The sequence below is a fragment of the Luteibacter sp. UNCMF331Sha3.1 genome (assembly GCF_900109915.1).
GTDB lineage: Bacteria > Pseudomonadota > Gammaproteobacteria > Xanthomonadales > Rhodanobacteraceae > Luteibacter.
In genome coordinates, this window is sequence record NZ_FOBU01000001.1 from 699,101 (window position 1) to 722,766 (window position 23,666).

Genomic DNA, 23,666 nt, shown 5'->3' on the forward strand with positions numbered 1-23,666 from the left:
CGCAAGTGACACCGTGAAGGCTCGCCGGAGCTACGCCGGTCACTCCTGATCGGCGACGTGCGCGACCGCGCGACCCTCGGCGATGCGGGCGGACGGCGCCGGCGTGTCCGGCATGGCGCCGCCCACGTGCTCTGCCTCGGCGGCATGCAGCTTCGTCGCCTCGGGAAGCGACGGCTCCGCTGCGACTTCCGGCGAAAGCGCGGCCTTCGCCGCCTCGCGCGTCATCACCACGATGCTGATGCGCCGATTGATCGGCGCCGCCGGATCCGCCTTGTCGAACGGCACGGACGCGGCGAGGCCGACGACGCGTGCGACCTTGTCGGGCACCATGCCGCCTTCGACGAGCGTGCGCCGCGCGGCGTTCGCACGATCCGCGGAGAGCTCCCAGTTGCCGTAGGCGCTGTCGGCACTCACGTAGCGTGCGCTATCGGTATGGCCCGAGATACTGATGGTGTTCGACACCTGGTTCACGAAGCCGGCGAGCTCGTGCAGGATCTGCACCGTATAGGCCTTCATCACGCCGCTGCCCGTGTCGAACATCGGGCGATTCTGCTTGTCGACGATCTGGATACGCAGGCCTTCCGACGTGATGTCGAGCAGCAGCTGATCCTTGTAGGGCGCCATCGCCTGACTCTTCGCGATCGCTTCCTTCAGGTCGTCCATCAGCTTTTCGAGACGGCGCTTTTCCTGTTCCTTCGCAAGCTTGTCGACCTCGGCCGCGGCCGGCTTCGCGAACGCCTGCTGGTCGCCCGGACCCTTCGGCAGATCCATCGCACCGCCCAGCTTGATCATGCTCGTGCTCGCGCCGCCGGGACCCATCTTGCCCGAGGGCGCCATGGTCGACTGACCCGGCGTCATGCTCGGGTTCTTGAAGTATTCCGAAATGGCGGCGCGCTGCTGTTTGGTTCCGGCGCCCACGAGCCACATGACGAGGAAGAACGCCATCATCGCGGTCACGAAGTCCGCGTACGCCACCTTCCATGCGCCACCGTGGTGACCGTGGCCTCCGCCGCGCTTCTTGCGGACGATGATGACTTGCTTCAGTTCGCTCATGGCGACTTACCGTGCCGCCTTGAGGTGGGCTTCGAGGTCCTGGAACGTCGGACGGGTGGTCGACTTCAGCGACTTGCGTGCGAACTCGACCGACACCATCGGGTTGTAGCCGCGGAGGTTCGCCATCAGGGCGACCTTCACGCATTCGAACGCCTTGCCGTCGGTATTGACGCGCGACTCCATCGCCGCGGACAGCGGACCGATGAAGCCGTACGACAGCAGGATGCCCAGGAACGTGCCGACCAGCGCGCCCGCGATGTGCTCGCCGATGACGGCCGCGTCGCCGTCGATGGATTTCATGGTGATCACGATGCCGAGCACGGCCGCCACGATGCCGAAGCCCGGCAGCGCGTCCGCCATTTTCTGCACCGCGAGCGCAGGAACCATGGCCTCGTGGTGATGGGTCTCGAGCTCGACCTCGAGCAGCGATTCGAGTTCGTGCGGATCCATGCTGCCGCCGACGATGAGACGCAGGCAGTCGGTGATGAAGTCGATCAGGTGGTGTTCCGCGACGAGGCGCGGATACGCCGAGAACAGGGAGCTGTTCGCGGGATCCTCGATGTGCGCCTCCATGCCCAGCTGACCTTCCTTGCGCATCTTCGTGAAGATGTCATAGAGCAGGGACAGCAGGTCGACGTAGTCCTGCTTGTGATACTTCGGCCCCTTGAACAGAGCCAGCGCGTCGCGGCCGGCGCCCTTGACGACGTCCATCGAGTTCGCGCTGACGAAGGCGCCGACGGCGGCACCGAAGATGATCAGCAACTCGTACGGCTGCCACAGTGCGGCGATTTCGCCGTGCGAAAGCACGTAGCCGCCCAGCACCGACGCGAGGACGACGATAAAACCAATGATGACCAACATGAAGACTTCTCCCGATCCGGACATTTTATCGGCCGGACCGGCACGAAATTGAGGCAGTGCATCATGGTTTTCGGCAAGATTAGTCCGCAGGCTCCAGCGGCCCCGGATAACGGGGGAAGACCAGCCGGATGCGGGTGCCGACACCTAGCTCGCTCTCGATCTCGATGGCGCCGCCCGCCTGCGCGACGGTGCCGTAGACCTGCGCCAGGCCGAGGCCGGAGCCGCCTTCCTTGGTCGTGAAATAGGGTTCGAAGAGGCGCTGGCGCACCTCGTCGGGCATGCCGCCACCCGTATCCGCGATGCTGACGAACACCTGGCGAACGTTCACGGCGTCGTGCGCGAAGTCCGACGGCACCGCCTCGCACGCGCGCTCGCCCACCTCGATCACCACATGCCCGAAGCCACTCATGGCGTCGCGGGCGTTGAGACACACGTTCATAAGCGCCTGCTCCGTGCCGTGCCGGTCGAGCCAGACGGGCAACGCGCCGGGCTGCCGGTAGACCTCCACGCCCACGCGGCCGCCGAGGGCATGACGCGCGAAATCGGCGAAAGCCATCACGAGGTCGCCCAGATCGATCGCTTCCGGCTGCGACTGCTGGTTGCGCGCAAAGGCGAGCAGACGGCGGGTGAGTGCCGTGGCATGTCGCGCGCCCTCCACCGCGTAGGTCACCATGCGCCGGTGGCGCGGCGAGAGCTCGTCGCCCTCGTCCTGCAGTCCGGATAGGCTGACGATCACCGTCTGCAGCATGTTGTTGAAATCGTGGGCGATGCCGCTGACGAGTTGCCCGATCGCCTGCTGCTTCTGCGCCTGGCGCGCACTGGCCTCGGCGAGCTCCCGGGCATGGTTGACCAGTTCGAGCTGCTCGCTGACGCCGGCAAGCTGGCGCTCGGCGTCCCGGCGGGCGCCGTGCTCGGACTCGAGGCGCTCCATCAGCGTCCCGTAACGTGTCGATGCGGACACCGAACTCGCCACCGTCTGGTTGAGGCGGTCCTGCAGGAGTTCGATGATCGACTCGAGCGACGCCTGCAACTCGACGCGCTCGGTGACGTCGCGGCTGATCACGATGAAGTGGTCGAGCTCGTCGTCGGCGACGACGGGGGCGATCGTCACCTCCCACCAGCGCGGCAGACCGGCGGCCGGACGGCGGGTGCCGACGAAGTCGACCCGCTCTCCCGCGGCGGCGCGTTCGAGCGCGCGTCCCACCATGGCGCGGGCTTCCTCGGGCCAGAGGTCGAGCCATGGGCGCCCCAACAGGCGCTCCGGGCCTTCTGGGGCAAGTGCGGCACAGCCATGTCCCGCCACGAAGCGGATCACGCCATCCCGGTCGAGCTCCTTCATACAGTCGGAGGATGCCTCGACGAACTGTCTATACCGCCCATCCCAGTCGCTCATGGCGCGTGGCCGCCCGTCACCGAAGATTGTGGGATATGACGCACCGCGGCATGGTCCGCTGTCAATACGGACCGAGGACAGATGCCGGGCGTCGTCACTCCTTGTCGTCGTCGAAACCGGTTTCGCCTTCGGCGAACACGGGCGCGCCGTCTTCTTCCACGCCCAGCACGAGGCCCAGCGCCTTTTCCGCGGCCTCCGCGGCGGCGGATTCCTCGCGGAAACTGCGGTTGTCGTACACCGTGAAGTAGCTCGGATAGCTGCCATCGGCGGGATGGGACGACAGCAGGGCCGTGTAGCGCGAGCCGTCGCGGGACGCGCTGCTGCGGAGGGTGAAACCGGGAAATTCGCGTTCTGCCATGGATCGGACCTCGACGTGGAACGAAAGTCTAGCTTAGCCAGAGGCTTGCCCGAGCTCTTGCATGAAAAGCGTTATCAATCAACACAATGTTGCGGCGCTCAGCACTTGCCTCCCCTCGATTTGTACGGTATTTCGTACGTCAAGCAACGTCACGATATCTTCATGTCGTTGCGAAACAGGGGAAACACAGGGGCAACCGCAGCATGAACCTCATCACCACCGCGTCGCCGTCCCGGCGTCTCGCGTGGGCCGTCGCAACCGTACTCGCGCTCGCCGGCATCGTCGGCCTGGCTCTCGCTCCGCAAGTTGCGGCCGCGATCCCGCGCACCGGCATTCAGATGGTCTACGCCTGGCTCTGCGCATCGCTCGTCGGCTCCGCCTATGTCGTCGTCACGCTGGCAAACGACAACGAAGGCGCGACGGACGATGGAGACGATTTCTGATCCCAGGGATGAGGGATGTCTGACGAAAAGCCCGCCACTTTGGCGGGCTTTTTTTGTGCTGGGTGCGGCTCGGCTTCGCCATCGCGTTGGGTTTCGCGTGGCCGCGAAGAGCCGTCGGCCCTCACCCTCGGCGCTCCGAGCTCCGGCGTCGCTTGGGTAAGGAGGCCGCTGCGCGGCCATGTCTGATGGCTTACGCCCCGGCGCGCACGGGCTTCGCGCGGGGGGTTTCGATTCGGCCTCCGTGCCTCAACGAAAACGGCCGGCCATCCGGGCCGGCCCCCTTCGGGCCTTTTCCGCGCGAATCCCTCACCTCCACAAGTCGCGCCGAGGGTGAGGGCCGACGGCTCTGCCGGCTGTTGAGGCGCCGGGCGGGGGATGCAGCCGCGCGGGAAGCCTGCCAGCGACGAGGTGCGAGCAAGCCTGCTGGCGATGGGTGCTCGCCACGAGCGATGCCTTTGCCCGGTGCTCTGTGGGAGCGGCCTTGGCCGCGATGGGGCTCGCGGCAAGCACCCATCGCGGCCGAGGCCGCTCCCACAGACAGCCAAAAGCTTGCCGCTGTAGCAGCTCCTACCAACAGCTGGCCTCGCCGAGGCGCCAGGTGGCGAAGCAGCCGCCAGGAAATCCCGCTGGCGATAACACGGCTACCGCCGGGTGGGAGCCAGCCTGCTGGCGATGGGTACTCGCCGCCGCAATTCTGTGGGAGCGGCCTTGGCCGCGATGGGTGCTCGCGGCAAGCTCCCATCGCGGCCAAGGCCGCTCCCACAGACAGCCAAAAGCTTGCCGCTGTAGCGGCTCCTACCAACAGCTGGCCTCGCCAACCGCCGAGGCGCCGGGTGGCGAAGCAGCCGTCAGGAAATCCCGCTGGCGATAACACGGCTACCGCCGGGTGGGAGCCAGCCTGCTGGCGATGGGTACTCGCCGCCGAAGCAGTTCTGTGGGAGCGGCCTTGGCCGCTCCCACAAAAAGCCAAGAGCTCGCCGCTATAGCGGCTCCTACACAGGCAGTTTGCCTCGCGGATTGGCAGAGCCGTCGGCCGCCGCCCTCGGCGCGACTTGCGGAACCGAGCGCGGCGAGCGGATCAGGCCCGCAGGGGGCCGGCCCGGACGGCCGGCCGTTTTCGTCGAGGCAGGAGCCGAGTCGAAAACCCCCGCTCGCCGCGCGGGCGCGCAGGGGCGTCAGCCATAGGACACGGCCGCGCAGCGGCATCCTTTCCCAAGCGACGGTGAAGCCCGGAGCGCCGAGGGCGGTGGCCGACGGCTCTTCGCGGCCACGCGAAACCCAACGCGATGGCGCAGCCGAGCCGGAGCAACGAGGGCGCCGGCCGACGGCTCTTCGCGCTAACGCGAGGCAAAGCGCGACAGCGCAAGCCGAGCCGTCACAAACAAAAAAGCCCGTCCAAAGACGGGCCTTTTCGCCGTACCGAAGCGCATCCCAGGATCAGGGGCGGCGCTCGAGTTCCGGGTCTTCCTTGCTGCGCGGCATCAGGTCCTGCTTCGACACGCCGAGCCAGAGGAGGATCGGGCTGGCGACGAAGATGGACGAGAGGGTACCGACGACGATACCGATCAGCATCGTGATGGCGAAGCCGTGAACCACCGGGCCGCCGATGAAGAACAGGGCCGCCATGGTGATGCCGGTGAACAGCGAGGTGATGATGGTTCGCGACAGCGTGCTGTTGATCGAACGATTCAGCACTTCTTCCGGCGTGGCGTTGCGGCTGGAGCGGAAGAGTTCGCGGACGCGGTCGAACACGACGACCTTGTCGTTGATCGAATAGCCGACGACCGCCAGCACGGATGCGAGAACGGTCAGATCGAACTCGCGCTGCGTGATGGCGAAGATGCCGAGCGTCACCAGCACGTCGTGGATTTCCGTGGCCAGGGCCGCGATCGCGAAGCGCTTCTCGAAGCGGATCCACAGGTAGCCCATGATGCCGACGATGACGAAGATCACGGCGACGATACCGTCGCTGCGCAGTTCCTCACCAACCTGCGGACCGACGAACGAGCGGCTCTTCATCGTGACGTCCGGACGCGTCGCCTTGAGCGCCGCGACGACATCGGCGGCGACCTTCACGGCCGCCTCGTCGTTGCTGAGCTGGCCCGCGCCGGTGTCGCCCTTCGGCTGCATGCGCACGGTGAATTCGCGTGAACCGCCCACCGCCTGCACCAGCGGGTTCTCGAGACCGGCATGCTCCAGCGCGGAGCGCACTTCGTTGACCTCGATCGGCGTGGTGTATTCCACGACGACCGCGACACCGCCCTGGAAGTCCTGGCCGTAGTTGAAACCCTTGGTCACGATCAGCGCGATCGAACCGATCATGAGCAGGATCGCGAGGCCGATGCTGAATTTGCGCAGGCCGAGGAAGTTGAAGTTCGAATTGTGGTTGAAGATTTCCATGGCGTTCCTCCCCGTCAGACCGACAGGGTCTTGAGCTTGCGGCCGCCGTGGATCAGCGCGGTGATGGCATGCGTGACCGTCACCGACGTGAACATCGACGTGAGGATACCGATGAACAGCGTGACGCCAAAGCCCTTGATCGGGCCCGAGCCCATGGTCATCAGGCCCAGCGCGGCGAGCAGATGCGTGACGTTGGCATCGAGAATCGTGGCCCAGGCCTTGTCGTAACCCGTGCGGATCGCCGCCAGCGGCGACGAGCCGTTGCGCAGTTCTTCGCGGATGCGTTCGCAGATGAGCACGTTCGCGTCGATCGCCATACCCAGCGTCAGCACGATACCGGCGATGCCCGGCATCGTGAGCGTGACGCCGATGAGCGACATGACGGCCACGAGCAGCACGAGGTTGAAGAAGAGCGCGACGTCGGCGACGAGGCCGAAGAGCTTGTAGTAGATCGCGGCGGCGAGCAGCACGAGGCCGAGACCGAGCATCACCGCCTTGAAGCCCTTGTCGATGTTGTCCGCGCCGAGGCTCGGACCGATCACGCTCTCGCCGACGATGTCGACCGGCGCGGCGAGGGAACCGCCGCGCAGTAGCAGTGCCAGCTCGGAGGCTTCCTGATCGCTCGGGAGGCCGTTGGTCGAGAACTGCTTGCCGAACGGGGAACTGATGTTGGCGTAGTTGATCACCTCTTCGGTAATCTTCGGCGTCTTCACTTCCTTGCCGTCGACCATCTTCGTCTCGACCGTGCGCGTGATGTAGAGCACCGCCATCGGCTTGCCGACGTTGTCGTTGGTGAACTCCTGCATCTTGCGCGCGCCGGCGCTGTTCAGCGAGACGCTGACGTTGGGCGAACCGTTCTGCTGGTCGCGACCGGACACGGCGCTGGTCAGCTCGTCGCCCTTCGCGATCACCTTCTTGCTGAGCAGATACGGGCGGCGGCCCTGCTCCTTGCTGCCGTAGTACAGCTTCGCGTCGGGCGGCACGCTGCCCGAATTGGCGGCATCGATCGCCTGCTGCGGCGTGTACAGGCCCGCGCGGTACTCCAGCGTGGCCGTCGCGCCGATGATCTTCTTCGCCTCGGCGGTGTCCTGCACACCCGCGAGCTCGACGATGATCTGGTTCGGGCCCTGCTGCTGGATCAGCGGTTCGGACACACCCAGCGCATTCACACGCTGGCGCAGCGTGGTGACGTTCTGCGTGATCGTGCTCTGCGCGAGCTCGCGCAGCTTGGCCGGCTTGACCGTGGCATTGAGAAGGAACCGGTTGCCGGTGGTCGGGCCGTCGGTCACCGTGAGGTCCGGGTAATCCGTGCCGATCAGCGTGGCCGCCTGCTGGCGGTCGGCGTCGGTGCGAAGCACGACGCTGACACCCTGACCGCGTGCATTGCGGTTCACGGAGTCGTACGAGACGTTCTTGTCGCGGAGCAGCGAACGGATGTCGTCCGCGTAGCGCGTCTCCTGCGCGTCGATGACGGCGTTCTGGTCGACTTCCATAAGGAAGTGCACGCCGCCCTGGAGATCGAGACCCAGCGGCATCGAGTTCGCGTGGATGCCGCGCAGCCACGCCGGAACGGTGGACGCGAGATTCAGCGCCACCGTGTAGTTCTCGCCGAGGCCCGCGCGGAGGGCGTCGGACGCCTTCGTCTGCGCATCCACGTTCGGGAAACGTGCCAGCAGGCGCGTGGCCTTGTCATCGACCTCGATCGAGGTCGCCGGCACCTTCGCGGTGGCCAGCATGGCTTCGACCTTGGTTTTCAGCGTGGCGTCGACGGCGGAACCGCGGTTGCCCGAAATCTGCACGGCCGGCTGCGGCGGGAAGACGTTCGGCAACGCATACACGATGCCGAACAGCAACACGATCACGACCAGCGCGTACTTCCAGCGTGGAAAATCACTCATGCCTTACATTCCGTGAAAGCGGCCGTGCGCCGGCCGCGGCTGACGCTATAAGAAGAGGAAGCCTTACGACTTCTTCAGGCTGCCCTTCGGCAGGACCTGGGTGATCGAGCCCTTCTGCACCTGAACGACGGTGCCCGGGGCGATCTCGACACGGACGAACGACTCGCCCACGTCCTCGATGCGGCCGGCCATGCCGCCGCTCATGACGACCTCGTCGCCCTTGGCCAGCGCGGCGAGAAGGGCGCGGTGCTCCTTCTGACGCTTCATCTGCGGGCGGATCATCATGAAATAGAAGATGCCGAACAGCACCGCCATCATGATCAGCGGCGAGAAGCCAAAGGCCCCCTGCGGAGCGGCGCCGGCGGCGGGTGCAGTGGCCTGGGCAATGGCAGCGAACGTCGGAAGGCTCATCGGATTTCTCGCAAGTCATGGAACGGCCAAGGAAAAGCTGCCGTTCACGTAAAAAGATCGTGGATTATGCCACGCACCCCGGCGGTTATGTACCGCACCCCGTCAAGGCTTTGGGGGCGCCCGGGCGCCCCCGCAAGGCCTCGTCAGCCGTCGACCGCACCTTTGCGACGAGCCTCATAGAAGGCCGCGACGAAGTCCTCGAGGCCGCCGGCTTCGATGGCGCCGCGCAGACCCGCCATGAGCCGCTGGTAGTGGCGCAGGTTGTGCATCGTCGCCAGCTGGCTGCCGAGGATCTCGTTGCAGCGGTCCAGGTGGCGCAGGTAGGCGCGGGAGAAGCCGTTGGCACAGGCGTAGCAGTCGCAGCCTTCCTCGATCACGCGGGTATCGGTGGCGAACCTGGCGTTGCGGATGCGCAGCGTGCCCGACGCCGTGAACAGGAAGCCGTTGCGCGCGTTACGCGTCGGCATCACGCAGTCGAACATGTCGATGCCCCGGCGCACCGCTTCCACGATGTCCTCCGGGCGGCCCACGCCCATGAGATAGCGGGGCCGGTCCTTCGGCAGCATCGGCAGCGTGAAGTCGAGGGTGTGGTTGCGCTCGGCTTCCGGCTCGCCGACCGCGAGGCCGCCGACGGCGTAACCATCGAAGCCGATCCCGATCAGCCGCTCGGCCGACCGGCGGCGCAGGTCCTCGAACGTACTGCCCTGCACGATGCCGAACAGGGCGTTGGGATTCTTCAGGTCGTCGAACGCCTGGCGCGAGCGCTCGGCCCAGCGCAGGCTGAGCTCCATCGAATCGGAGGCCACCTTTTCCGTGGCCGGATAGGGCGTGCACTCGTCGAAGATCATGGCGATGTCGGAATCCAGAACCTTCTGGATCCGCATCGACTCCTCGGGCGACAGGAACACCTTCGAACCGTCGACCGGCGAGGCGAAGGTGACGCCTTCTTCGGTGATCTTGCGCTTGTGCGCCAGCGAGAAGACCTGGAATCCGCCGGAATCCGTGAGAATCGGCTTGTCCCACCCGATGAACTTATGCAGGCCGCCGAACTCGCCGACGATCTCGAGACCGGGCCGCAGGAAAAGGTGGAAGGTATTGCCGAGGATGATTTCCGCGCCGGTGTCGAGGACGTCGCGCGGGGTCATGGCCTTTACCGAGCCATAGGTGCCCACCGGCATGAACGCCGGGGTTTCCACGGTGCCGCGGCCGAAGCGGAGACGGCCACGCCGGGCCGCGCCATCGGTGGCGAGGAGATCGAAAGGGAGCTGGGTCATCCGCCCATTCTAACCCGGCGGCCTTCCGGTCACCTCCTGCCGGTTTGGCACAGCGGTTTTGCCCGCCGCGTCTAAAGTTCCGTAAGTTTCCGCCGATTCCCTTGGCATACAGGAGCGCGCCCACCGAGGGCTCGCCGGGCGCCGGGAGGACATCCCCCTTGATCATCCAGCCGACCAGTCTCGCTGCCCAGCTTTGGGCGGGCGCGGCCGCGGGTACCACGGCCGCAGCGGACAGCTGGCGGGTCGGGACCCTGCTGTCGGCGCGGGTCATGGGGCAGACCGACATCGGCCGCCTCCTTCTGGAGATCGGCGGCTTGACCGTCGAGGCCGACGCGCCCGGCGGACAGCTTCCGCAGCAGTTCCAGGTCCGCGTGCTCACGCAGGGTGCGCAGCCGCAGCTGGAGGTCGTCCCTGGCCAGGTCGACGAACGCGTCGCCATGCAGGGGCTTCGCGAACGTCTGCCGCTGCAGAACGGCTACGCTCCCCTGCTCGGCGTCCTTGCCGCCCTCGCCCGCCGTCCCGTCGCCCGCATGTTGCCGGCGCCGCTGCGGGCCGCACTGGCAACGCTCGAGGCCGCCATCAACAAGCCGTCCGATGTCGGCTCCCCGCTCGGCATGAAGGAGGCGATCGCCAAGAGCGGCGCGTTCCTCGAGTCGCACCTCGCGGAGCCGAAGCACGACACCCCCGCCGCCGACGATTTCAAGGCGGCTTTGCTCGCGCTGCGGCGCGCGCTCGCCGACATTCCCACGGGCCGGGCCGGCGCCACGCTCGCCCGCCCGCCGATCGACACGCCGCCGCCGCTCGTGCAGCGGCCGCTCGTGCCGCAGCCACGCGCCGACGCGGTGCAGATCGCCGACGACGATGTCGACGCGGTGGTCGGGCAGTTGCGCGTCGACACGCGCGCCGCGCTGTCGCGCGTGGAAATCGCGCAGCTCGAATCGCATCCCCAGGCAGGCTTGTGGATCGTCGAGGTGCCGCTCGCCGGCGTGCGCGGCTACGACGTGCTCCAGCTCCGCATCGAGGAAGGCAAGCCAGTCGCCGGCGAGGCCGAAGGTCCCTGGACGGTCGGCTTCGCCATCGATCCGCCATCGCTCGGCGCCGTGCAAGGCGAGATCCAGCTGCGCGTGCCGCGCGTGTCCGTACGGCTATGGGCCCAACGCCCGGAGACCGTCGCGCGCCTCGAGAACGAATTCGTACCGCTGCGCCGTCTGCTCGAAAAGAGCGGCCTGATCCTCGATCACTTCGCCTGCATGCACGGCCTGCCGACACCGCCGAGCGCGTACAGCGCCGTCCTGCTGGAAGCCCGCGCATGAACCAGGCCCTTCCTTCCCCACGCCGCAGCGTCACGCTGCGGCTCGCGTCGCCCACCAGCAACGGAAACAGCCAGCGCATCGACGCGCAGGGCGTGAAGACGATGCTGGAACGCGCGCAGGCGCTGGGCCTCGCGCCCCAGCTCGATCCACAGATCGCCACACTGCTCGCCGCCGTGCGCCTTCGCGACGACGTGCCGCCGGAGCTCTATGCGGCGCTCGCCGCAGTGGTGGGAACGTTGCTCACGGCGACCGCCGAATAACACCGTCTGGGTCAGGCGATACCCAGATTCCGGATACCGGACGCCTCGCCGGTAAACCCCGCGAGCTCGGCGAACCGGCTTCCACGCTCGGCGTAGTCCCGGAACTGATCGAAACTCGGCGCGCCCGGCGACAGCACGATGCAACCATTGCCGGCGAGGACATGGCGCGCGGCCGCCACGGCGGCGGCGAGATCGGTGGTGCGATGCACGTTCGCGACGCCCGCCGCATCCAGCGCATCCGCGATACGCGCACCGTTCGCGCCCTGGCAGACGATCGCCTCGGGCGCATGCACACGCATGGCCTCGACGAACGGCGTCCAGTCGAGGCCGCGATCGTGCCCGCCGACGATCAGCGCGACGCGCTTTGCGCCAACGCTCTCCAGGGCGGCAAGGCTGGCCAGCGGTGTCGTGCTGATCGAATCGTTGATCCACGTCAGGCCGTCGCGCTCGCCCAGCGGTTGCAGGCGGTGCGGCAGCGGCACGAACGTGGCGAGCGCGGGCGCCGCCGCTCGCGCGTCGTAGCCCATGATCTCGAGCGCGGCGAGCGCCGCGCACGCGTTGATCGCGTTGTGCAGCCCCGGCGCGGCGACGCGCGACGCTTCGATCACGCGCTCGCTCCCGCGCGCGATCCAGCCGTCCGCGACATGCCAGCCATCGCGGCTACCGAAGCCATGCAGGCCGGGGTGATCTTCCGCGCGCGCCAGGAGCGAGGGCTGCATGGCGTTGACCAGCACCTTCGACGACGCGGCGAGCAGCTTCAGCTTGTCGTCGACGTAACGCTCGCGCGATCCGTGCCAGTCGAGGTGTTCTTCGTACAGGCTCGTCACCACGCCGAGGTCGACGCCGGACGCGTCGCCCGTCTGGAAGCTCGACAGCTCGATCACCCAGAGATCCGCCTCCGAGTCGTCCAGTTCCAGCAGGGGCATGCCGATGTTGCCGGCGAGCGCGGTGCGTACGCCGAGCGATCGCGCGAGATGCGCGATGAGGGCCGACGTGGTGCTCTTGCCCTTCGTGCCCGTGACGGCGATGGTGCGTGCGCCGACATGCCCGGTGAACCAGAGCGCGGTACCCGACGTGAATCCGGTGCCGCGCGCTTGCGCGGCAAGCATCTCGGGCTTGTACGCGGAAATGCCCGGCGACTTCACCACGACGTCGTAACTCGCGAGCGTTTCGGCGTCGGGCGCGGTGGCATGCAACCGCACGGCCGGGAACGCGGCTCGCGCCGCTTCCGCTTCGTCCGCCGCGCAATACAGATCGACCACCTGTCCCGGCAGGCGTCGCGCCAGCGCATGCAGCGCCGCGCGACCCTCGCGACCGAAGCCCCAGACGGCGATGCGCCGTCCCTTCAGATCAGCCCAGCGCATCCAGTGCTCCGCGCAGACGCTCGGGAACCAGATGCGACGCACCCGGCTGCAGCCACGGCTCGATCGCCAGCTCGGCGCGGTCGAGCTGCGGCAGGATCTCGGTGCGAAACCGCGAGACGAGCGCGTCCTCGCGCCACTCGGGACGCTCGGCGAGCGCCGCCATCGCAGCGCGCGCCTCGGCGCCCTCGCCCACGCACTCGAACGGCTTGTGATCCTTGTATTCCAGCAGCGCGTCGAAGGCGCCGGCGAGCGCGTCGTCGTCGAGCAGGTTGCGCCCGAAGATCGACACCAGCCGCGGCTTCGCCATGAAGGGCGCGAGCGCGAGGAAGACGAAATGGCACTTCGGGCACTGGCCGCACCAGCGATCCGCGGGCTTGGGGCCGAGGATGCGGAAATTGCGGTTGCAGCTCGAGAACACATTGAAATAATCGCCGCCGAGGCGCGCGAACGCGCTCGTCACGGCCAGTTCGGACCATGGACGCAGCAGCGAGCAATAGTCGAGATCGGCGGCGACGTGCGAATGCAGGTAGTCGTGCAGGGTCTTCTCGAAACCGAACCCCTTGCTCCACTGATGATTCACCTGCTGGCCGTCGTATTCCAGCGTCGCCACCGACGCCGAGCGCTCGTTGGCGAACACGATGGAGTCGTAGCCGTACAGGATCGCCGCCAATGCCAGGATCGTGGAGTTGATGGCGGTGACCGGAATGTGGCCGTTCCACGCGCCGAGGCGATTCAGCTCGAACAGGCCAGAGGCCAGTTCGCGCGAGATGTTCAGCGTCGACAGCCCGGTGCGCGCCGCGCACTCCGCGATCAGCGGCGAGTTGCCGACCCATGCCGCGGTGGCGTCCGCTCCGATCGACTTGACGGCCTCCACGGCCACCACCGAGTCCTTGCCGCCGCCGATCGGCAGCAGCGAACGCTTCGGCAGGCCGATGGCCGCGGCGGCGGCTGGACGAGCGGCCGAGAACGGAAAGCGGATGCGTCCGCGCAGGTCGAGCCCGTTGCGGTAGGCGAACTCGGCCAGGCCATGCAGATAGAGCGCATCGGCGAGGCTGGCGCTCTCTTCGTCGAGCGGCTCGCCATCGACGACGATCGTTTCGGGAATGCCGGCCTTGTAGTAGCTGACCCCCGCGACGAGGTGCAGCAGGCGGAGGGCCGCCGCGAAGGCGGCCTCCCGCCCGGCCGGCACCGCCGGCGCACCGGGGAACGTGATGCGCTCGGCGAGCTCGGCGCCGTCGTCGAACGCATAGACGAGCTCGGCCACGCCGTCGGCGTAGGTATGGCGCACGAACCGGAAGGCACGGCTCTGGCGCGGATCGGAAAAAGCGGATGTCACGGGAGCAGCACCTCGTCGGCCTCGTCGCGCAGGTTGTATCGGGACGACATCACGGCGCCGTACGCGCCGCCCTGGGCGATCAGGACGACATCATCCTCCTTCGATTCGGGCAAACGCCTGTCCGAGCCGAGGATATCTCCGGATTCGCAGATGGGGCCGACGACCTGGTACATCGTGGTCGCCGGCTCGTCGAAGCGCGTGAGGTTGGCGATCTCGTGCCACGCGTCGTAGAGCGCCGGGCGGATCAGGCTGTTCATGCCGGTATCGAGGCCGAGGTAGCGGACGTTGATGCCCTTTTCCTTCTCCTGCGTGACCTTCGCGAGCAGCACGCCACAATCCGCCACCAGGTAGCGGCCCGGCTCCACCCACAGCTGGAACTGCGGATAGGCCTGGCGCACGCTGGTCAGCACGCGATCGAGCGCGGCGATGTCGAGCGCGCTCTCGCCGGGATGCGAAGGCACGCCGAGACCGCCGCCGATGTTCAGCACGGTGATCGTGCCGATGCGTTCCGCCAGCGCCGCGAGCTGCGAGTACACCTCGCCCCAGTGCGCATGGTCGAGAATGCCGGAGCCGAGATGCGCGTGCAGACCGATCACCTTCGCGCCCGCCGCATCGGCGAGACGCAGGAAGCGATCCACATGCTCGATCGGCACGCCGAACTTGCTGCCGGTGCCGCCGGTCTTCACCTTGTCGTGGTGACCGAGGCCGCGACCGAGATCCACACGCAGCACGATGTCGCGACCGGCGAACATGTCGCCCCAGTGCTCGATGGGATGCAGCGCGTCGATCGTGATCGTGGCGCGCGTGCGCAGCGCGGCTTCGAAATCGCGACGCGAGGCGAAGTTGGGCGTGAACAGCAGCGGCACGTCGTCCGGCACCGCGGCGGACACGGCGGCCAGCTCGCCCGGCGAGACGCATTCGAACGCGAAGCCCTCTTCCGCCAGCACCTTCAGGATGCCGGGATGCGTGTTGGCTTTGACCGCGTAGTGCGCGCGATCCACGGCCTTGAGCGACTTCACGCGGCGCGCCTGCGCGCGCACGGTGGGCAGGTGGTAGACGTAGCGCGGCGTGCGCTCGTCCGCGAGTCGCAGCAGCGTCGGCCGCTCGCCCTGCCACCACGCGGCGACGGGCGTCGCCTGCTCGCCGCCGCCGTAGAGCGACTGCCACGACGGCCCGAAGACCATGCTGTCGTCGGTGCGCAAGGCACCGGCACCGATGAGCAGTTCGTGCAGGCGCGGGAGCATGTCGTCCACCACGTCTTCGTCGACCACGAAGGTCAGGTTGAGGTTGTTCGACGACTGCGAGATCAGGTGCACGCGCAGCTGGCCGAACTCGGCGAGCACGCCGGACAGCTTGTGCAGCATCGAACGCATGCCGCGCCCGACCAGCGTGATCGCGGCGCACGGCGCGATGACCTTGACGCGGCAGACGCGCGCGAGATCGGCGGCCAGCGCGGCGATCGCGTCGGAGTCGAGCAGGTTCTCGGTCGGATCGAGCGAGACCGTGACGTTGGTTTCGGCCGAGCCGATCAGGTCCACCGACAGGCCGTGACGCTTGAACGCGTCGAACACGTCGGCAAGGAAGCCGACCTGCTGCCACATGCCCACCGATTCCATCGAGATCAGCGTGATCCCCTTGCGGGCGCTGATCGCCTTGATGCTCGGCGCATGCTCGCGCACTTCCGGACCGATCGACGTGCCTTCCAGCTCCGGCCGGTTGGTGTCCTTGATCAGCAGCGGCACGCGCGGCTCGCGCAGTGGCGACAGGCAGCGCGGGTGCAGCACCTTCGCGCCGGTCGAGGCGATTTCCTGGGCTTCCTCGTAATCGAGGCGCTGCAGCAGGCGTGCGCCCGCCACCTGGCGCGGATTCGCGCTGAACATGCCCGCGACGTCCGTCCAGATTTCCACGCGCGACGCGGCCAGCAGCGCGCCGAAGTACGCCGCCGACGTGTCGGACCCGCCACGCCCGAGGAGCACGGTACGGCCGGTCTCGTCCTGCGCGATGAAGCCCTGCGTGATGAAGACCTCGCCGCGCGCGGCCAGCGCCGCGGACAGACGCGGATCGTGATGCGGCTCGATCATCGCGGAAAGCAGGCGGGTGCGCTCGTTCTGGTTCGGCAGCGCCACGGAGTGCAGGCATTCGCGCGCGTCGACCCACGCCGTCGGCAGGCCGTTCGCCGAGAGAAACGCGGCGCCGAGCGCGCTCGACATCAGCTCGCCGTGCGCCTGCACGCGCGCCTGCCAGGCCAGTTCGCCGAGATCGGCGGCACCGGTGTCGGCCAGCTGCGCGAGGTCGGCGAGCCGGGCGCCGAGCGTGTCCGGCATCGCCAGCGACATCTCGGCGAGCAGGGCGTGGTGACGATCGGCCAGTGCGGCGGCCGCGTCCGAGCGACGTTTCGAGTCCGTGTGCGTGCAAAGCTGTTTCAGGCCGTCCGTAATACCGGACAGGGCCGAGACCACGATCAGCACGCGTGCGCCTTCGGCGCGGCGGCTGGCGGCCAGCTCGAGGATGTTGTGCCAGCGTGCGGCGGTGGCCACGGAGGTGCCGCCGAACTTCATGACGATCCAGGGCGCGTTGGCGGGCAACGGCGCGTTTGCGTTTTCGCTCACGGGACTCTTTTTTGCGGTGGGGAAAGGGTTATCGACGCATGGACATATCCGCCGGAGTGTTGCGCCGCAACGGAAAAAAGGCAAACGGGGATCCCGGTGCCGGCATACGCCGCTATCGCGACCCCGGTCGGCGGCGGTCCCATCGCCCGCACCGGCGCGGTCGACGCGGATACCGGCGTGCGCCGTTCCGACGGTGCGATGGCTTGCGGGGTCGCGGTGTACAGGCCATCCTGCGGCCCTCTCCTCCTGCGCCTGCGATCCACATGGAAAACCCCGGTTACGCCCGACGCCTCACCCTCATGGACGCCGCGCTCATCGTGGTGGGCGGCATCATCGGTGGCGGTATCTTCCTCAACCCGGGCATCGCGGCACAGCGCACCGACTCCGGGCTGGTGCTTCTGGCCCTCTGGGTGGGCGCCGGCCTGCTGACGCTGATCGGCTGCCTGTGCTATGCCGAACTGGGCGCGCGGCGACCCGAGGCGGGCGGTAGCTACGTGTACCTGCGCGAAGCCTTCGGCAGGCTCGCCGGGTTCCTGTTCGGCTGGACGATGCTGCTGGTGATCTACAGCGGCAGCGCCGCCGCGGTCGCGACGATCTTCGGCAGCTACGCCACCTCGGTGTTCGGACTCTCGCCCACGCTGGTGAAACCGCTCGCCGTCGGCGCGCTGGTCTTCGTCACCGGCCTGAACCTCTTCGGCATCCGCTTCGGCGCCCAGGTCCAGAACGTGTTCGCCATCCTCAAGCTCGCCGCCATCGCGGGCCTCGTCGTCACCGGCCTCGCCTTCGCCGGCGCGGGCACGACGCAGGCACTCGCGCCGTCGGCAGGCCACGCGTCCGGCGGCCTCGCCGGGGCGCTGCTGCCGGTGCTGTTCGCGTTCTCCGGTTTCAGCTACCTCAACAACCTCGCCGGCGAAGTGCGCGACCCGCAGCGCACGCTGCCGCGCGCCCTGGTGCTCGGCATGCTGGTGGTGATCGCCGCCTATGTGCTCACCAACTACGCGTATCTCGCCGTGCTCGGCCACGATGGCCTCGCGGCGAGCCAGGCCCCCGCGGCCGATGTGATGAGCCGCGTGTTCGGCGACACGGGCGCGAAGATCATCGCCATCGGCATCGCGATCTCCACGCTCGGCTTCTGCAACATCACCCTCGTCGCCGGCGCGCGCGTGCTGCAGGTGATGGGCGACGACGGCCTGTTCTTCGCCAGCGTCGCGAAGCTGCATCCGCGATACCGCACGCCGAACGTCGCGCTGATGGCGCTGTCCGCCTGGGCGATCGTGCTCGTGCTGGTGGCCAATTACGGCCAGCTGCTCGATTTCGCCACGTTCGGCGACTGGGCCGCCTACGCGGTGACCATCGCCACCCTGTTCTGGTATCGCCGGCGCGCGGCCGACCGTCCTGCGTTCGTCACGCCCGCCTACCCGTTGCTGCCGCTGACCTTTCTCGCCGTGGTGATCGCGGTGGTCGTCGCCTATGCGTGGGACAAGCCCGCCAGCGCCGCGGTCGTGTGCGGCGTCGTCGCCGCCGGCCTGCCGGTGTATGCGGTATGGCGACGCCTGTTCAGTAAAGTGGCTCGCTGATCCCGGGCACGGATGCCACAATGACCCGGTTCAGCTGAGGAAAGCAGATGGCACAGCAAGGCCCGACGTCGCCGATTCCCGTTCCGCCCCGCGAGGACGCCGCCCAACCGGCGCCCAAACCGGTGCGCGAGGGCATCGACCTCATCGTCAACGGCAAACGCTACCGGCACACGGGCGACGCGGCGATGCCGCTGCTCTGGTACCTGCGCGACGTGCTGCGCCTCACGGGCGCCAAGTACGGCTGCGACCAGGGCGACTGTGGCTTCTGCACCGTCATCGTCGACGGCAAGGCGGTCGCCGCCTGCCAGACGAAGATGGAAAAACTCATCGGCAAGCGCGTCACCACGGTCGAAGGGCTGGCCGACGGCGATGGCAAGCTGCATCCGGTGCAGCAGGCCTGGATCGACGAAGACGCCATCATGTGCGGCTTTTGCCAGCCGGGCCAGATCATGGCCGCCGTGGATCTCCTCTCGCGCCAGAAGAATCCGTCCGACGCCGACATCGACCGCATCGGCAACCTCTGCCGCTGCGGCAGCTACGGCCGCATTCGCAAGGCGATCAAGCGCGCGGCCGGCGCGATGAAGGACCCGAAGGCATGAGTGGCGAAGTCCGTCTTTCGCGCCGTCGCTTCCTCAAGTACGCCGCGGGCACCGCCGGTGCGCTGGTCGTCGGCATCGGCACGGTCGGCGCCGTGGATCGACCGCCGCCGCTCGGGCTGCTCGGCGACGCGTGGGCGCAGCTCGGCCCTTACCTGCGCATCGCCGCGGACGGGCGCATCTTCATCGGCGTCCGCGATCCGGACAACGGCGAGGGCACGGCGACGTCGCTGGCGCGCATCATCGCCGACGAACTCGACGCCGACTGGTCGCGTGTCATCGTCGAACCGCTCGGCGTGGGCGTCGTGCAGGGTAACGGCGAACCGAAATTCACCTATGGCCGGCAGCGGAGCGGCGATGCGACGAGCATCCCCGCGGCGTGGGCCGACCTTCGCCAGGCCGGCGCCCTCGCCCGCTGGCTGCTCCTCCAGGCCGCCGCGCGCCGCCTCGGCGTTCCCGCGGAGCAGCTGCGCGGCGAGAACGGCACGGTGGTGGCCGCCGACGGCCGCACCATTCCGTACGGCGACCTGGCCTCCACCGCCGCGACCATCGACGCGCCGACGTCGGCTCCGCCGCTCAAGCCGGCGGAGCGCTACCAGCTGATCGGCAAGCCGGCCGGCGACGTCGACGCCCGCGCGATCGTCACCGGCACGCAGCGCTATGCATTCGACGAAACCATCGGCGATCCGGTGATCGCGGTGCTCGCCCGCTGCCCGTACCCGGGCGGCACGCTGGAAAGCGCGGATCGCGACGCCGCGACGAAGGTGCCCGGCGTCTATGCCGTGATCGACATCGCGCCCGAGCAGGGGCAGCCCGCCGGTACGGCGGCGCAGTCGGCCGCTCTCGCCGTGCTCGCGCGCGACACGTGGTCGGCACTTTCCGGACGCGCGGCACTGAAGGCGACGTGGAAAGCGGGCGACGACCCCGAACCCACGGCGTCGGCGCACGAACAGAAGGCCCTGGAAGCCTTCGGCGACGACACCGTCGTCCCATCCACGGTGCGCAACGACGGCGATGTGATGGCCGTGCGCAAGAAGGCGGCGCGGGCGCTCGAAGCCACGTATTTCCAGCCGTGGATCGCGCACGCCACGGCCGAGACGCCGAACTGCGTGGTCCGCCTCGATCCGGAAACCAGCGTCACGGTGATCGCGTCGACGCAGTCGCCCCGTCAGGTGTACACCGTCGTGCAACGCATGACCGGTTTCCGCGCCGACCAGATCGACATCCAGGTGCCGCGCGGCGGCGGCGGCTTCGGTCGCCGCCTCGAGACCGACTACGTCGCCGAAGCGATGGCCATCGCCCTGGCGAAGAAGCCCGACGACATCCGCAACCGGCCGGTGAAGGTCCTCTGGACGCGCGACGACGACCTCGTACGCGACTACTACCGCCCCCTGGCGGTGCACCGCCTAAACGCGTCGCTCGATCGCAAGAAGAACATCGTCGGCTGGCACCAGCGGATGGCGAGCCCGTCGGCCATCGCCGGCCGCGGCACGCCCGAAAACCGCCTCTGGCAATCCGAGGTGGTGGCGGACGCGTTGCCGGCCGGGCTCGTCCCGAATTTCCGCAGCGACTGGTATCCGCTTGCCTCGAAGATGCAGCGTGGCGAGTGGCGCGGGTCGCCCAACGTCACACCGACCTTCGCGAGCGAAAGCTTCATCGACGAACTCGCCCACTCGGTGAAGGCCAATCCGCTGGACTTCCGCCTCGCGCTGCTCGGCGAGCCGCGCCAGCTGCCCTACGGTGGCCGCGGCGGTCCCATCGACACCGCGCGCATGGCCAACGTACTGAAGCTGGCCGCCGAGCGGCTGGACTGGAGTCGCTGGCTGCGCAGCGAGAACGGCCTCGGCATCGCGTGCGCCTACGTTTTCGGTGCTTACGTGGCCCATGCCGTGGAGGTCGCGCCGACCACCGACGGCATCGACATCCATCGCGTGGTCTGCGTCGCCGACGTCGGTCGCGTGGTCAATCCGCTGGGCCTGGAAGCACAGCTGCAGGGCGCGACGATGGACGCGTTGTCCACCGCCCTCAACCTCGCCATCACGGTGAAGGACGGTAAGGTGCAGCAGACGGGGTTCCGCGACTATCCGGTCGCCGCCACGCAGCCCCTGCCCTATGAGGTCGAGACGATCGTCGTCCCGTCGACCGCCGATCCGTCCGGCGCCAGCGTCATCGGCGTACCCTCGGCGGCACCGGCGCTCGCCAACGCCGTCTTCCGCGCCACCGCGGTGCGTGTCCGCCGCCTGCCCCTGCTGCGCGAGCTGGCGCGACTGCGCTAGCCGATCCGCTATCCATCACCGAGGTATCGCATGACCATCGCATCGCTCACCTCGGCCACGCCGGCGTCGCGGACCGACGCCGACCTGATCGGCAGCAACAAGCGCTTCTACGACGCGCTCTGGTCCGACGCGAAGCTGTTCTCGCCGGACCGCTTCAACACCTGGCCGCTGGTTGCCGAGATCGCCGCCGAAACGTCGCGACGGCTCGAAGTGGCTCCGGGCCTGCGGCCGCGCCTGCCGCTGCCGGATACGCAGTTCGTCGACCTCAGCCTGCCCGCGCTGGCCGAACTCGGCCGGCACGGCGCCCGAGTGGCCAACGCCATGATCGGCGCGCTGCCTTTTCGCGACGCGAGCTTCGATTTCGTCTGCGCCTTCGACATCCTCGAACACGTGGTGGACGACGAGGGCGCACTGGGCGAACTGGCACGCGTGGCGGAGCCCGGCGCGAGGCTGCTGATTTCCGTGCCGCTGGATCCCGACGCCTGGACCGCCTTCGACGACTTCGTCGGCCACTTCCGCCGCTACGAACCGGACGCCATCCGCGCGCTGCTCGCCCGGCACGGCTTCACGATCGAGCGCAGCGCCGTCTACGGGATGCAGCCGAAGTCCTCGCGCCTGCTCGACCTCGGCCAGTGGTTCCTGACCCACCAGCGGGCACGCGCCATGTGGTGGTACAACCGCGTGTTCATGCCGCTCGGCGTCCGTTTCCAGAAGCCGCTGGCCTTCACGCCGGGCTTCGCGCCAGGCCCCGGGGTCGACGAAGTACTGCTGGTCTGCCGCAAGACGGGTACCTAAATCGAGCAAAAACAGGGGCTTTACACATGGCGCGGCGCAACTGGTTATGATGCGCCACCCCTACCGGCCCCGGAAGTGAAGCGGCATGCTCTACCTCATGCACGAATGGCAACGCTCGATGCTCAGCCCGCTTTCCTATTGGGCCGAGGCCGGGGCGAAGATGTTCGGCGACATCGCCAGTCCCTTTGCCCGCGTACCAGGCGCCGAGCGCGCCGCCGCCGGCTACGAACTGATGTACCGCCTGGGCAAGGCGTACGAGAAACCGGCGTTCGACATCCATAGCGTGCACGCGCACGACCACGACGTCGCGATCGTCGAGCAGGTCTCGATGGCGAAGCCGTTCTGCACGCTCAAGCGCTTCAAGCGCTTCTCGGACGACCAGGCCACGGTCGACAAGATGAAGAACGACCCGGCGGTACTGGTCGTCGCGCCGCTGTCGGGTCACCACTCGACGCTGCTGCGCGACACGGTCCGGACGCTGCTGCGCGACCACAAGGTGTACATCACCGACTGGGTCGACGCGCGCATGATCCCGCTGGACGAAGGCTCGTTCTCGCTGGCGGATTACGTGTCGTACATCGAGGAATTCATTCGCCACGTGGGCGTGCATCGCGCGCACGTGGTGTCGGTCTGCCAGCCCACCGTGCCGGTGCTCGCCGCCGTGTCGCTGATGGCCGCCCGCGGCGAGCCGACGCCCGCCACGCTCACGCTGATGGGTGGGCCGATCGACACGCGCAAGAGTCCCACCAGCGTCGACAACCTGGCCACCACGCGACCGCTGTCGTGGTTCCGCAACCAACTCATCCACAAGGTGCCCTACCAGTATCCGGGCGCCGGCCGCGACGTCTATCCCGGCTTCCTGCAGCATGCGGGCTTCCTGGCGATGAATCCGAGCCGCCACGTGATGTCGCACTGGGATTTCTACGAGAACCTGCGCAAGGGCGACCTCGACGACGCCGAGGCGCATCGCAAGTTCTACGACGAATACAACGCCGTGCTCGACATGCCGGCCGAGTACTACCTCGACACCATCGAAACCGTGTTCCAGGAACACCGCCTGCCCAAGGGCACGTGGGAAGTCCACGGCGAGCTGGTACGCCCGGCGAAGATCAAGGACACCGCGCTGCTCACCATCGAAGGCGAGCTCGACGACATCTCGGGTCTCGGGCAGACGGAAGCCGCACACGGCCTCTGCAAGGGCATCCCGAAAAAGCGCCGCAAGCACCTCACCATCGAAGGCGCCGGCCATTACGGCATCTTCAGCGGCCGCCGCTGGCGCGATGTGGTCTACCCGGACGTGCGCGACTTCATCCGCACGTTCGACAAGGGCAACAGCAACACGGGCGCGCAGGGCAACCGCAAGGCCTGATCGTTACGCTCTGGTGGGAGCCAGCCTGCTGGCGATGGGTACTTGCCGCGGGCACCCATCGCCAGCAGGCTGGCTCCCAC

19 protein-coding genes are annotated in these 23,666 nt (G+C 68.0%); 8 read left to right on the top strand and 11 right to left on the bottom strand.

Features of this window, described 5'->3' with window-relative positions; translation table 11 throughout:
* Positions 1-39: 39 nt before the first annotated feature.
* The 4 genes from motB to BMX32_RS03090 all read right to left on the bottom strand — a co-directional run bounded on the left by motB (position 40) and on the right by BMX32_RS03090 (position 3,665).
* The gene (motB, locus tag BMX32_RS03075; protein WP_089974370.1) at positions 40-1,053 is read right to left on the bottom strand and encodes a flagellar motor protein MotB; all 1,014 of its coding nucleotides are present in this window, start codon (positions 1,051-1,053) and stop codon (positions 40-42) included.
* A gap of 6 nt (positions 1,054-1,059) precedes the next feature.
* Positions 1,060-1,914, bottom strand: coding sequence for a flagellar motor stator protein MotA (gene motA / locus BMX32_RS03080; protein WP_089974371.1), 855 nt, complete (start codon positions 1,912-1,914; stop codon positions 1,060-1,062).
* 79 nt (positions 1,915-1,993) lie between these two features.
* On the bottom strand, positions 1,994-3,307 hold the full coding sequence (locus tag BMX32_RS03085; RefSeq protein ID WP_089974373.1) for a two-component system sensor histidine kinase NtrB: 1,314 nt from the start codon (positions 3,305-3,307) through the stop codon (positions 1,994-1,996).
* A gap of 94 nt (positions 3,308-3,401) precedes the next feature.
* Complete coding sequence (locus BMX32_RS03090; protein ID WP_089974375.1) at positions 3,402-3,665, bottom strand: hypothetical protein; 264 nt, start codon at positions 3,663-3,665, stop codon at positions 3,402-3,404.
* Between the two features lie 203 nt (positions 3,666-3,868).
* Here BMX32_RS03090 and BMX32_RS03095 point away from each other — a divergent pair, with 203 nt between their 5' ends.
* Positions 3,869-4,108, top strand: a complete 240-nt coding sequence (locus tag BMX32_RS03095; RefSeq protein WP_089974377.1) for a hypothetical protein — start codon at positions 3,869-3,871, stop codon at positions 4,106-4,108.
* 1,437 nt (positions 4,109-5,545) lie between these two features.
* Here the strand turns inward: BMX32_RS03095 and secF are convergent.
* The 4 genes from secF to tgt all read right to left on the bottom strand — a co-directional run bounded on the left by secF (position 5,546) and on the right by tgt (position 10,091).
* Entirely contained in the window at positions 5,546-6,508 is a 963-nt protein-coding gene (gene secF / locus BMX32_RS03100; protein WP_089974379.1) for a protein translocase subunit SecF, read from the bottom strand.
* Positions 6,509-6,522: 14 nt separating this feature from the next.
* Complete coding sequence (gene secD / locus BMX32_RS03105) at positions 6,523-8,406, bottom strand: protein translocase subunit SecD (protein WP_089974381.1); 1,884 nt, start codon at positions 8,404-8,406, stop codon at positions 6,523-6,525.
* Positions 8,407-8,469: 63 nt separating this feature from the next.
* Positions 8,470-8,817 (bottom strand): preprotein translocase subunit YajC, encoded by a 348-nt coding sequence (yajC, locus tag BMX32_RS03110; protein ID WP_089974384.1) that lies wholly within the window; start codon positions 8,815-8,817, stop codon positions 8,470-8,472.
* A 143-nt stretch (positions 8,818-8,960) separates the two neighbouring features.
* Complete coding sequence (gene tgt, locus BMX32_RS03115) at positions 8,961-10,091, bottom strand: tRNA guanosine(34) transglycosylase Tgt (RefSeq protein ID WP_089974386.1); 1,131 nt, start codon at positions 10,089-10,091, stop codon at positions 8,961-8,963.
* A gap of 158 nt (positions 10,092-10,249) precedes the next feature.
* Between tgt and BMX32_RS03120 the strand changes: the two genes are divergently transcribed.
* Together BMX32_RS03120 and BMX32_RS03125 are read left to right on the top strand one after the other, a co-directional pair.
* Positions 10,250-11,404, top strand: coding sequence for a flagellar hook-length control protein FliK (locus BMX32_RS03120; RefSeq protein WP_089974388.1), 1,155 nt, complete (start codon positions 10,250-10,252; stop codon positions 11,402-11,404).
* On the top strand, positions 11,401-11,664 hold the full coding sequence (locus BMX32_RS03125) for a hypothetical protein (RefSeq protein WP_089974391.1): 264 nt from the start codon (positions 11,401-11,403) through the stop codon (positions 11,662-11,664). Before BMX32_RS03120 ends, BMX32_RS03125 begins: the two co-directional genes overlap by 4 nt.
* A gap of 11 nt (positions 11,665-11,675) precedes the next feature.
* Here the strand turns inward: BMX32_RS03125 and murD are convergent, their stop codons facing one another.
* From murD to BMX32_RS03140, 3 genes are read right to left on the bottom strand one after another with little or no spacing between them, the layout of a single operon-like run.
* Positions 11,676-13,028, bottom strand: a complete 1,353-nt coding sequence (gene murD / locus BMX32_RS03130) for a UDP-N-acetylmuramoyl-L-alanine--D-glutamate ligase (RefSeq protein WP_089974393.1) — start codon at positions 13,026-13,028, stop codon at positions 11,676-11,678.
* On the bottom strand, positions 13,015-14,364 hold the full coding sequence (gene murL, locus BMX32_RS03135; RefSeq protein WP_089974395.1) for a UDP-N-acetyl-alpha-D-muramoyl-L-alanyl-L-glutamate epimerase: 1,350 nt from the start codon (positions 14,362-14,364) through the stop codon (positions 13,015-13,017). Before murL ends, murD begins: the two co-directional genes overlap by 14 nt.
* Complete coding sequence (locus tag BMX32_RS03140; RefSeq protein ID WP_280140808.1) at positions 14,361-16,973, bottom strand: bifunctional aspartate kinase/diaminopimelate decarboxylase; 2,613 nt, start codon at positions 16,971-16,973, stop codon at positions 14,361-14,363. The genes murL and BMX32_RS03140 overlap by 4 nt, the downstream gene beginning before the upstream one ends.
* 263 nt (positions 16,974-17,236) lie before the next feature.
* Between BMX32_RS03140 and BMX32_RS03145 the strand changes: the two genes are divergently transcribed.
* The 5 genes from BMX32_RS03145 to phaZ all read left to right on the top strand — a co-directional run bounded on the left by BMX32_RS03145 (position 17,237) and on the right by phaZ (position 23,586).
* Complete coding sequence (locus BMX32_RS03145; RefSeq protein ID WP_089974397.1) at positions 17,237-18,550, top strand: APC family permease; 1,314 nt, start codon at positions 17,237-17,239, stop codon at positions 18,548-18,550.
* 47 nt (positions 18,551-18,597) lie between these two features.
* Positions 18,598-19,149 carry a (2Fe-2S)-binding protein gene (locus tag BMX32_RS03150; RefSeq protein ID WP_089974399.1) on the top strand — a complete coding sequence of 184 codons (552 nt, stop codon included), beginning with the start codon at positions 18,598-18,600 and terminating at the stop codon, positions 19,147-19,149.
* A complete protein-coding gene (locus tag BMX32_RS03155; protein ID WP_089974401.1) occupies positions 19,146-21,422 on the top strand; it encodes a xanthine dehydrogenase family protein molybdopterin-binding subunit in 2,277 nt (758 codons plus the stop codon). The genes BMX32_RS03150 and BMX32_RS03155 overlap by 4 nt, the downstream gene beginning before the upstream one ends.
* Before the next feature lie 30 nt (positions 21,423-21,452).
* A complete protein-coding gene (locus BMX32_RS03160) occupies positions 21,453-22,217 on the top strand; it encodes a class I SAM-dependent methyltransferase (protein WP_089974403.1) in 765 nt (254 codons plus the stop codon).
* A gap of 85 nt (positions 22,218-22,302) precedes the next feature.
* A complete protein-coding gene (gene phaZ, locus BMX32_RS03165; RefSeq protein WP_089974405.1) occupies positions 22,303-23,586 on the top strand; it encodes a polyhydroxyalkanoate depolymerase in 1,284 nt (427 codons plus the stop codon).
* Positions 23,587-23,666 lie beyond the last annotated feature (80 nt).

What these genes read in the sequence shown, in the direction of transcription:
- motB (WP_089974370.1), bottom strand. Translation starts at nt 1,053, where the DNA reads ATGAGCGAACTGAAGCAAGTCATCATCGTCCGCAAGAAGCGCGGCGGA.
- motA (WP_089974371.1), bottom strand. Translation starts at nt 1,914, where the DNA reads ATGTTGGTCATCATTGGTTTTATCGTCGTCCTCGCGTCGGTGCTGGGC.
- BMX32_RS03085 (WP_089974373.1), bottom strand. Translation starts at nt 3,307, where the DNA reads ATGAGCGACTGGGATGGGCGGTATAGACAGTTCGTCGAGGCATCCTCC.
- BMX32_RS03090 (WP_089974375.1), bottom strand. Translation starts at nt 3,665, where the DNA reads ATGGCAGAACGCGAATTTCCCGGTTTCACCCTCCGCAGCAGCGCGTCC.
- BMX32_RS03095 (WP_089974377.1), top strand. Translation starts at nt 3,869, where the DNA reads ATGAACCTCATCACCACCGCGTCGCCGTCCCGGCGTCTCGCGTGGGCC.
- secF (WP_089974379.1), bottom strand. Translation starts at nt 6,508, where the DNA reads ATGGAAATCTTCAACCACAATTCGAACTTCAACTTCCTCGGCCTGCGC.
- secD (WP_089974381.1), bottom strand. Translation starts at nt 8,406, where the DNA reads ATGAGTGATTTTCCACGCTGGAAGTACGCGCTGGTCGTGATCGTGTTG.
- yajC (WP_089974384.1), bottom strand. Translation starts at nt 8,817, where the DNA reads ATGAGCCTTCCGACGTTCGCTGCCATTGCCCAGGCCACTGCACCCGCC.
- tgt (WP_089974386.1), bottom strand. Translation starts at nt 10,091, where the DNA reads ATGACCCAGCTCCCTTTCGATCTCCTCGCCACCGATGGCGCGGCCCGG.
- BMX32_RS03125 (WP_089974391.1), top strand. Translation starts at nt 11,401, where the DNA reads ATGAACCAGGCCCTTCCTTCCCCACGCCGCAGCGTCACGCTGCGGCTC.
- murD (WP_089974393.1), bottom strand. Translation starts at nt 13,028, where the DNA reads ATGCGCTGGGCTGATCTGAAGGGACGGCGCATCGCCGTCTGGGGCTTC.
- BMX32_RS03145 (WP_089974397.1), top strand. Translation starts at nt 17,237, where the DNA reads ATGGAAAACCCCGGTTACGCCCGACGCCTCACCCTCATGGACGCCGCG.
- BMX32_RS03150 (WP_089974399.1), top strand. Translation starts at nt 18,598, where the DNA reads ATGGCACAGCAAGGCCCGACGTCGCCGATTCCCGTTCCGCCCCGCGAG.
- BMX32_RS03155 (WP_089974401.1), top strand. Translation starts at nt 19,146, where the DNA reads ATGAGTGGCGAAGTCCGTCTTTCGCGCCGTCGCTTCCTCAAGTACGCC.
- BMX32_RS03160 (WP_089974403.1), top strand. Translation starts at nt 21,453, where the DNA reads ATGACCATCGCATCGCTCACCTCGGCCACGCCGGCGTCGCGGACCGAC.
- phaZ (WP_089974405.1), top strand. Translation starts at nt 22,303, where the DNA reads ATGCTCTACCTCATGCACGAATGGCAACGCTCGATGCTCAGCCCGCTT.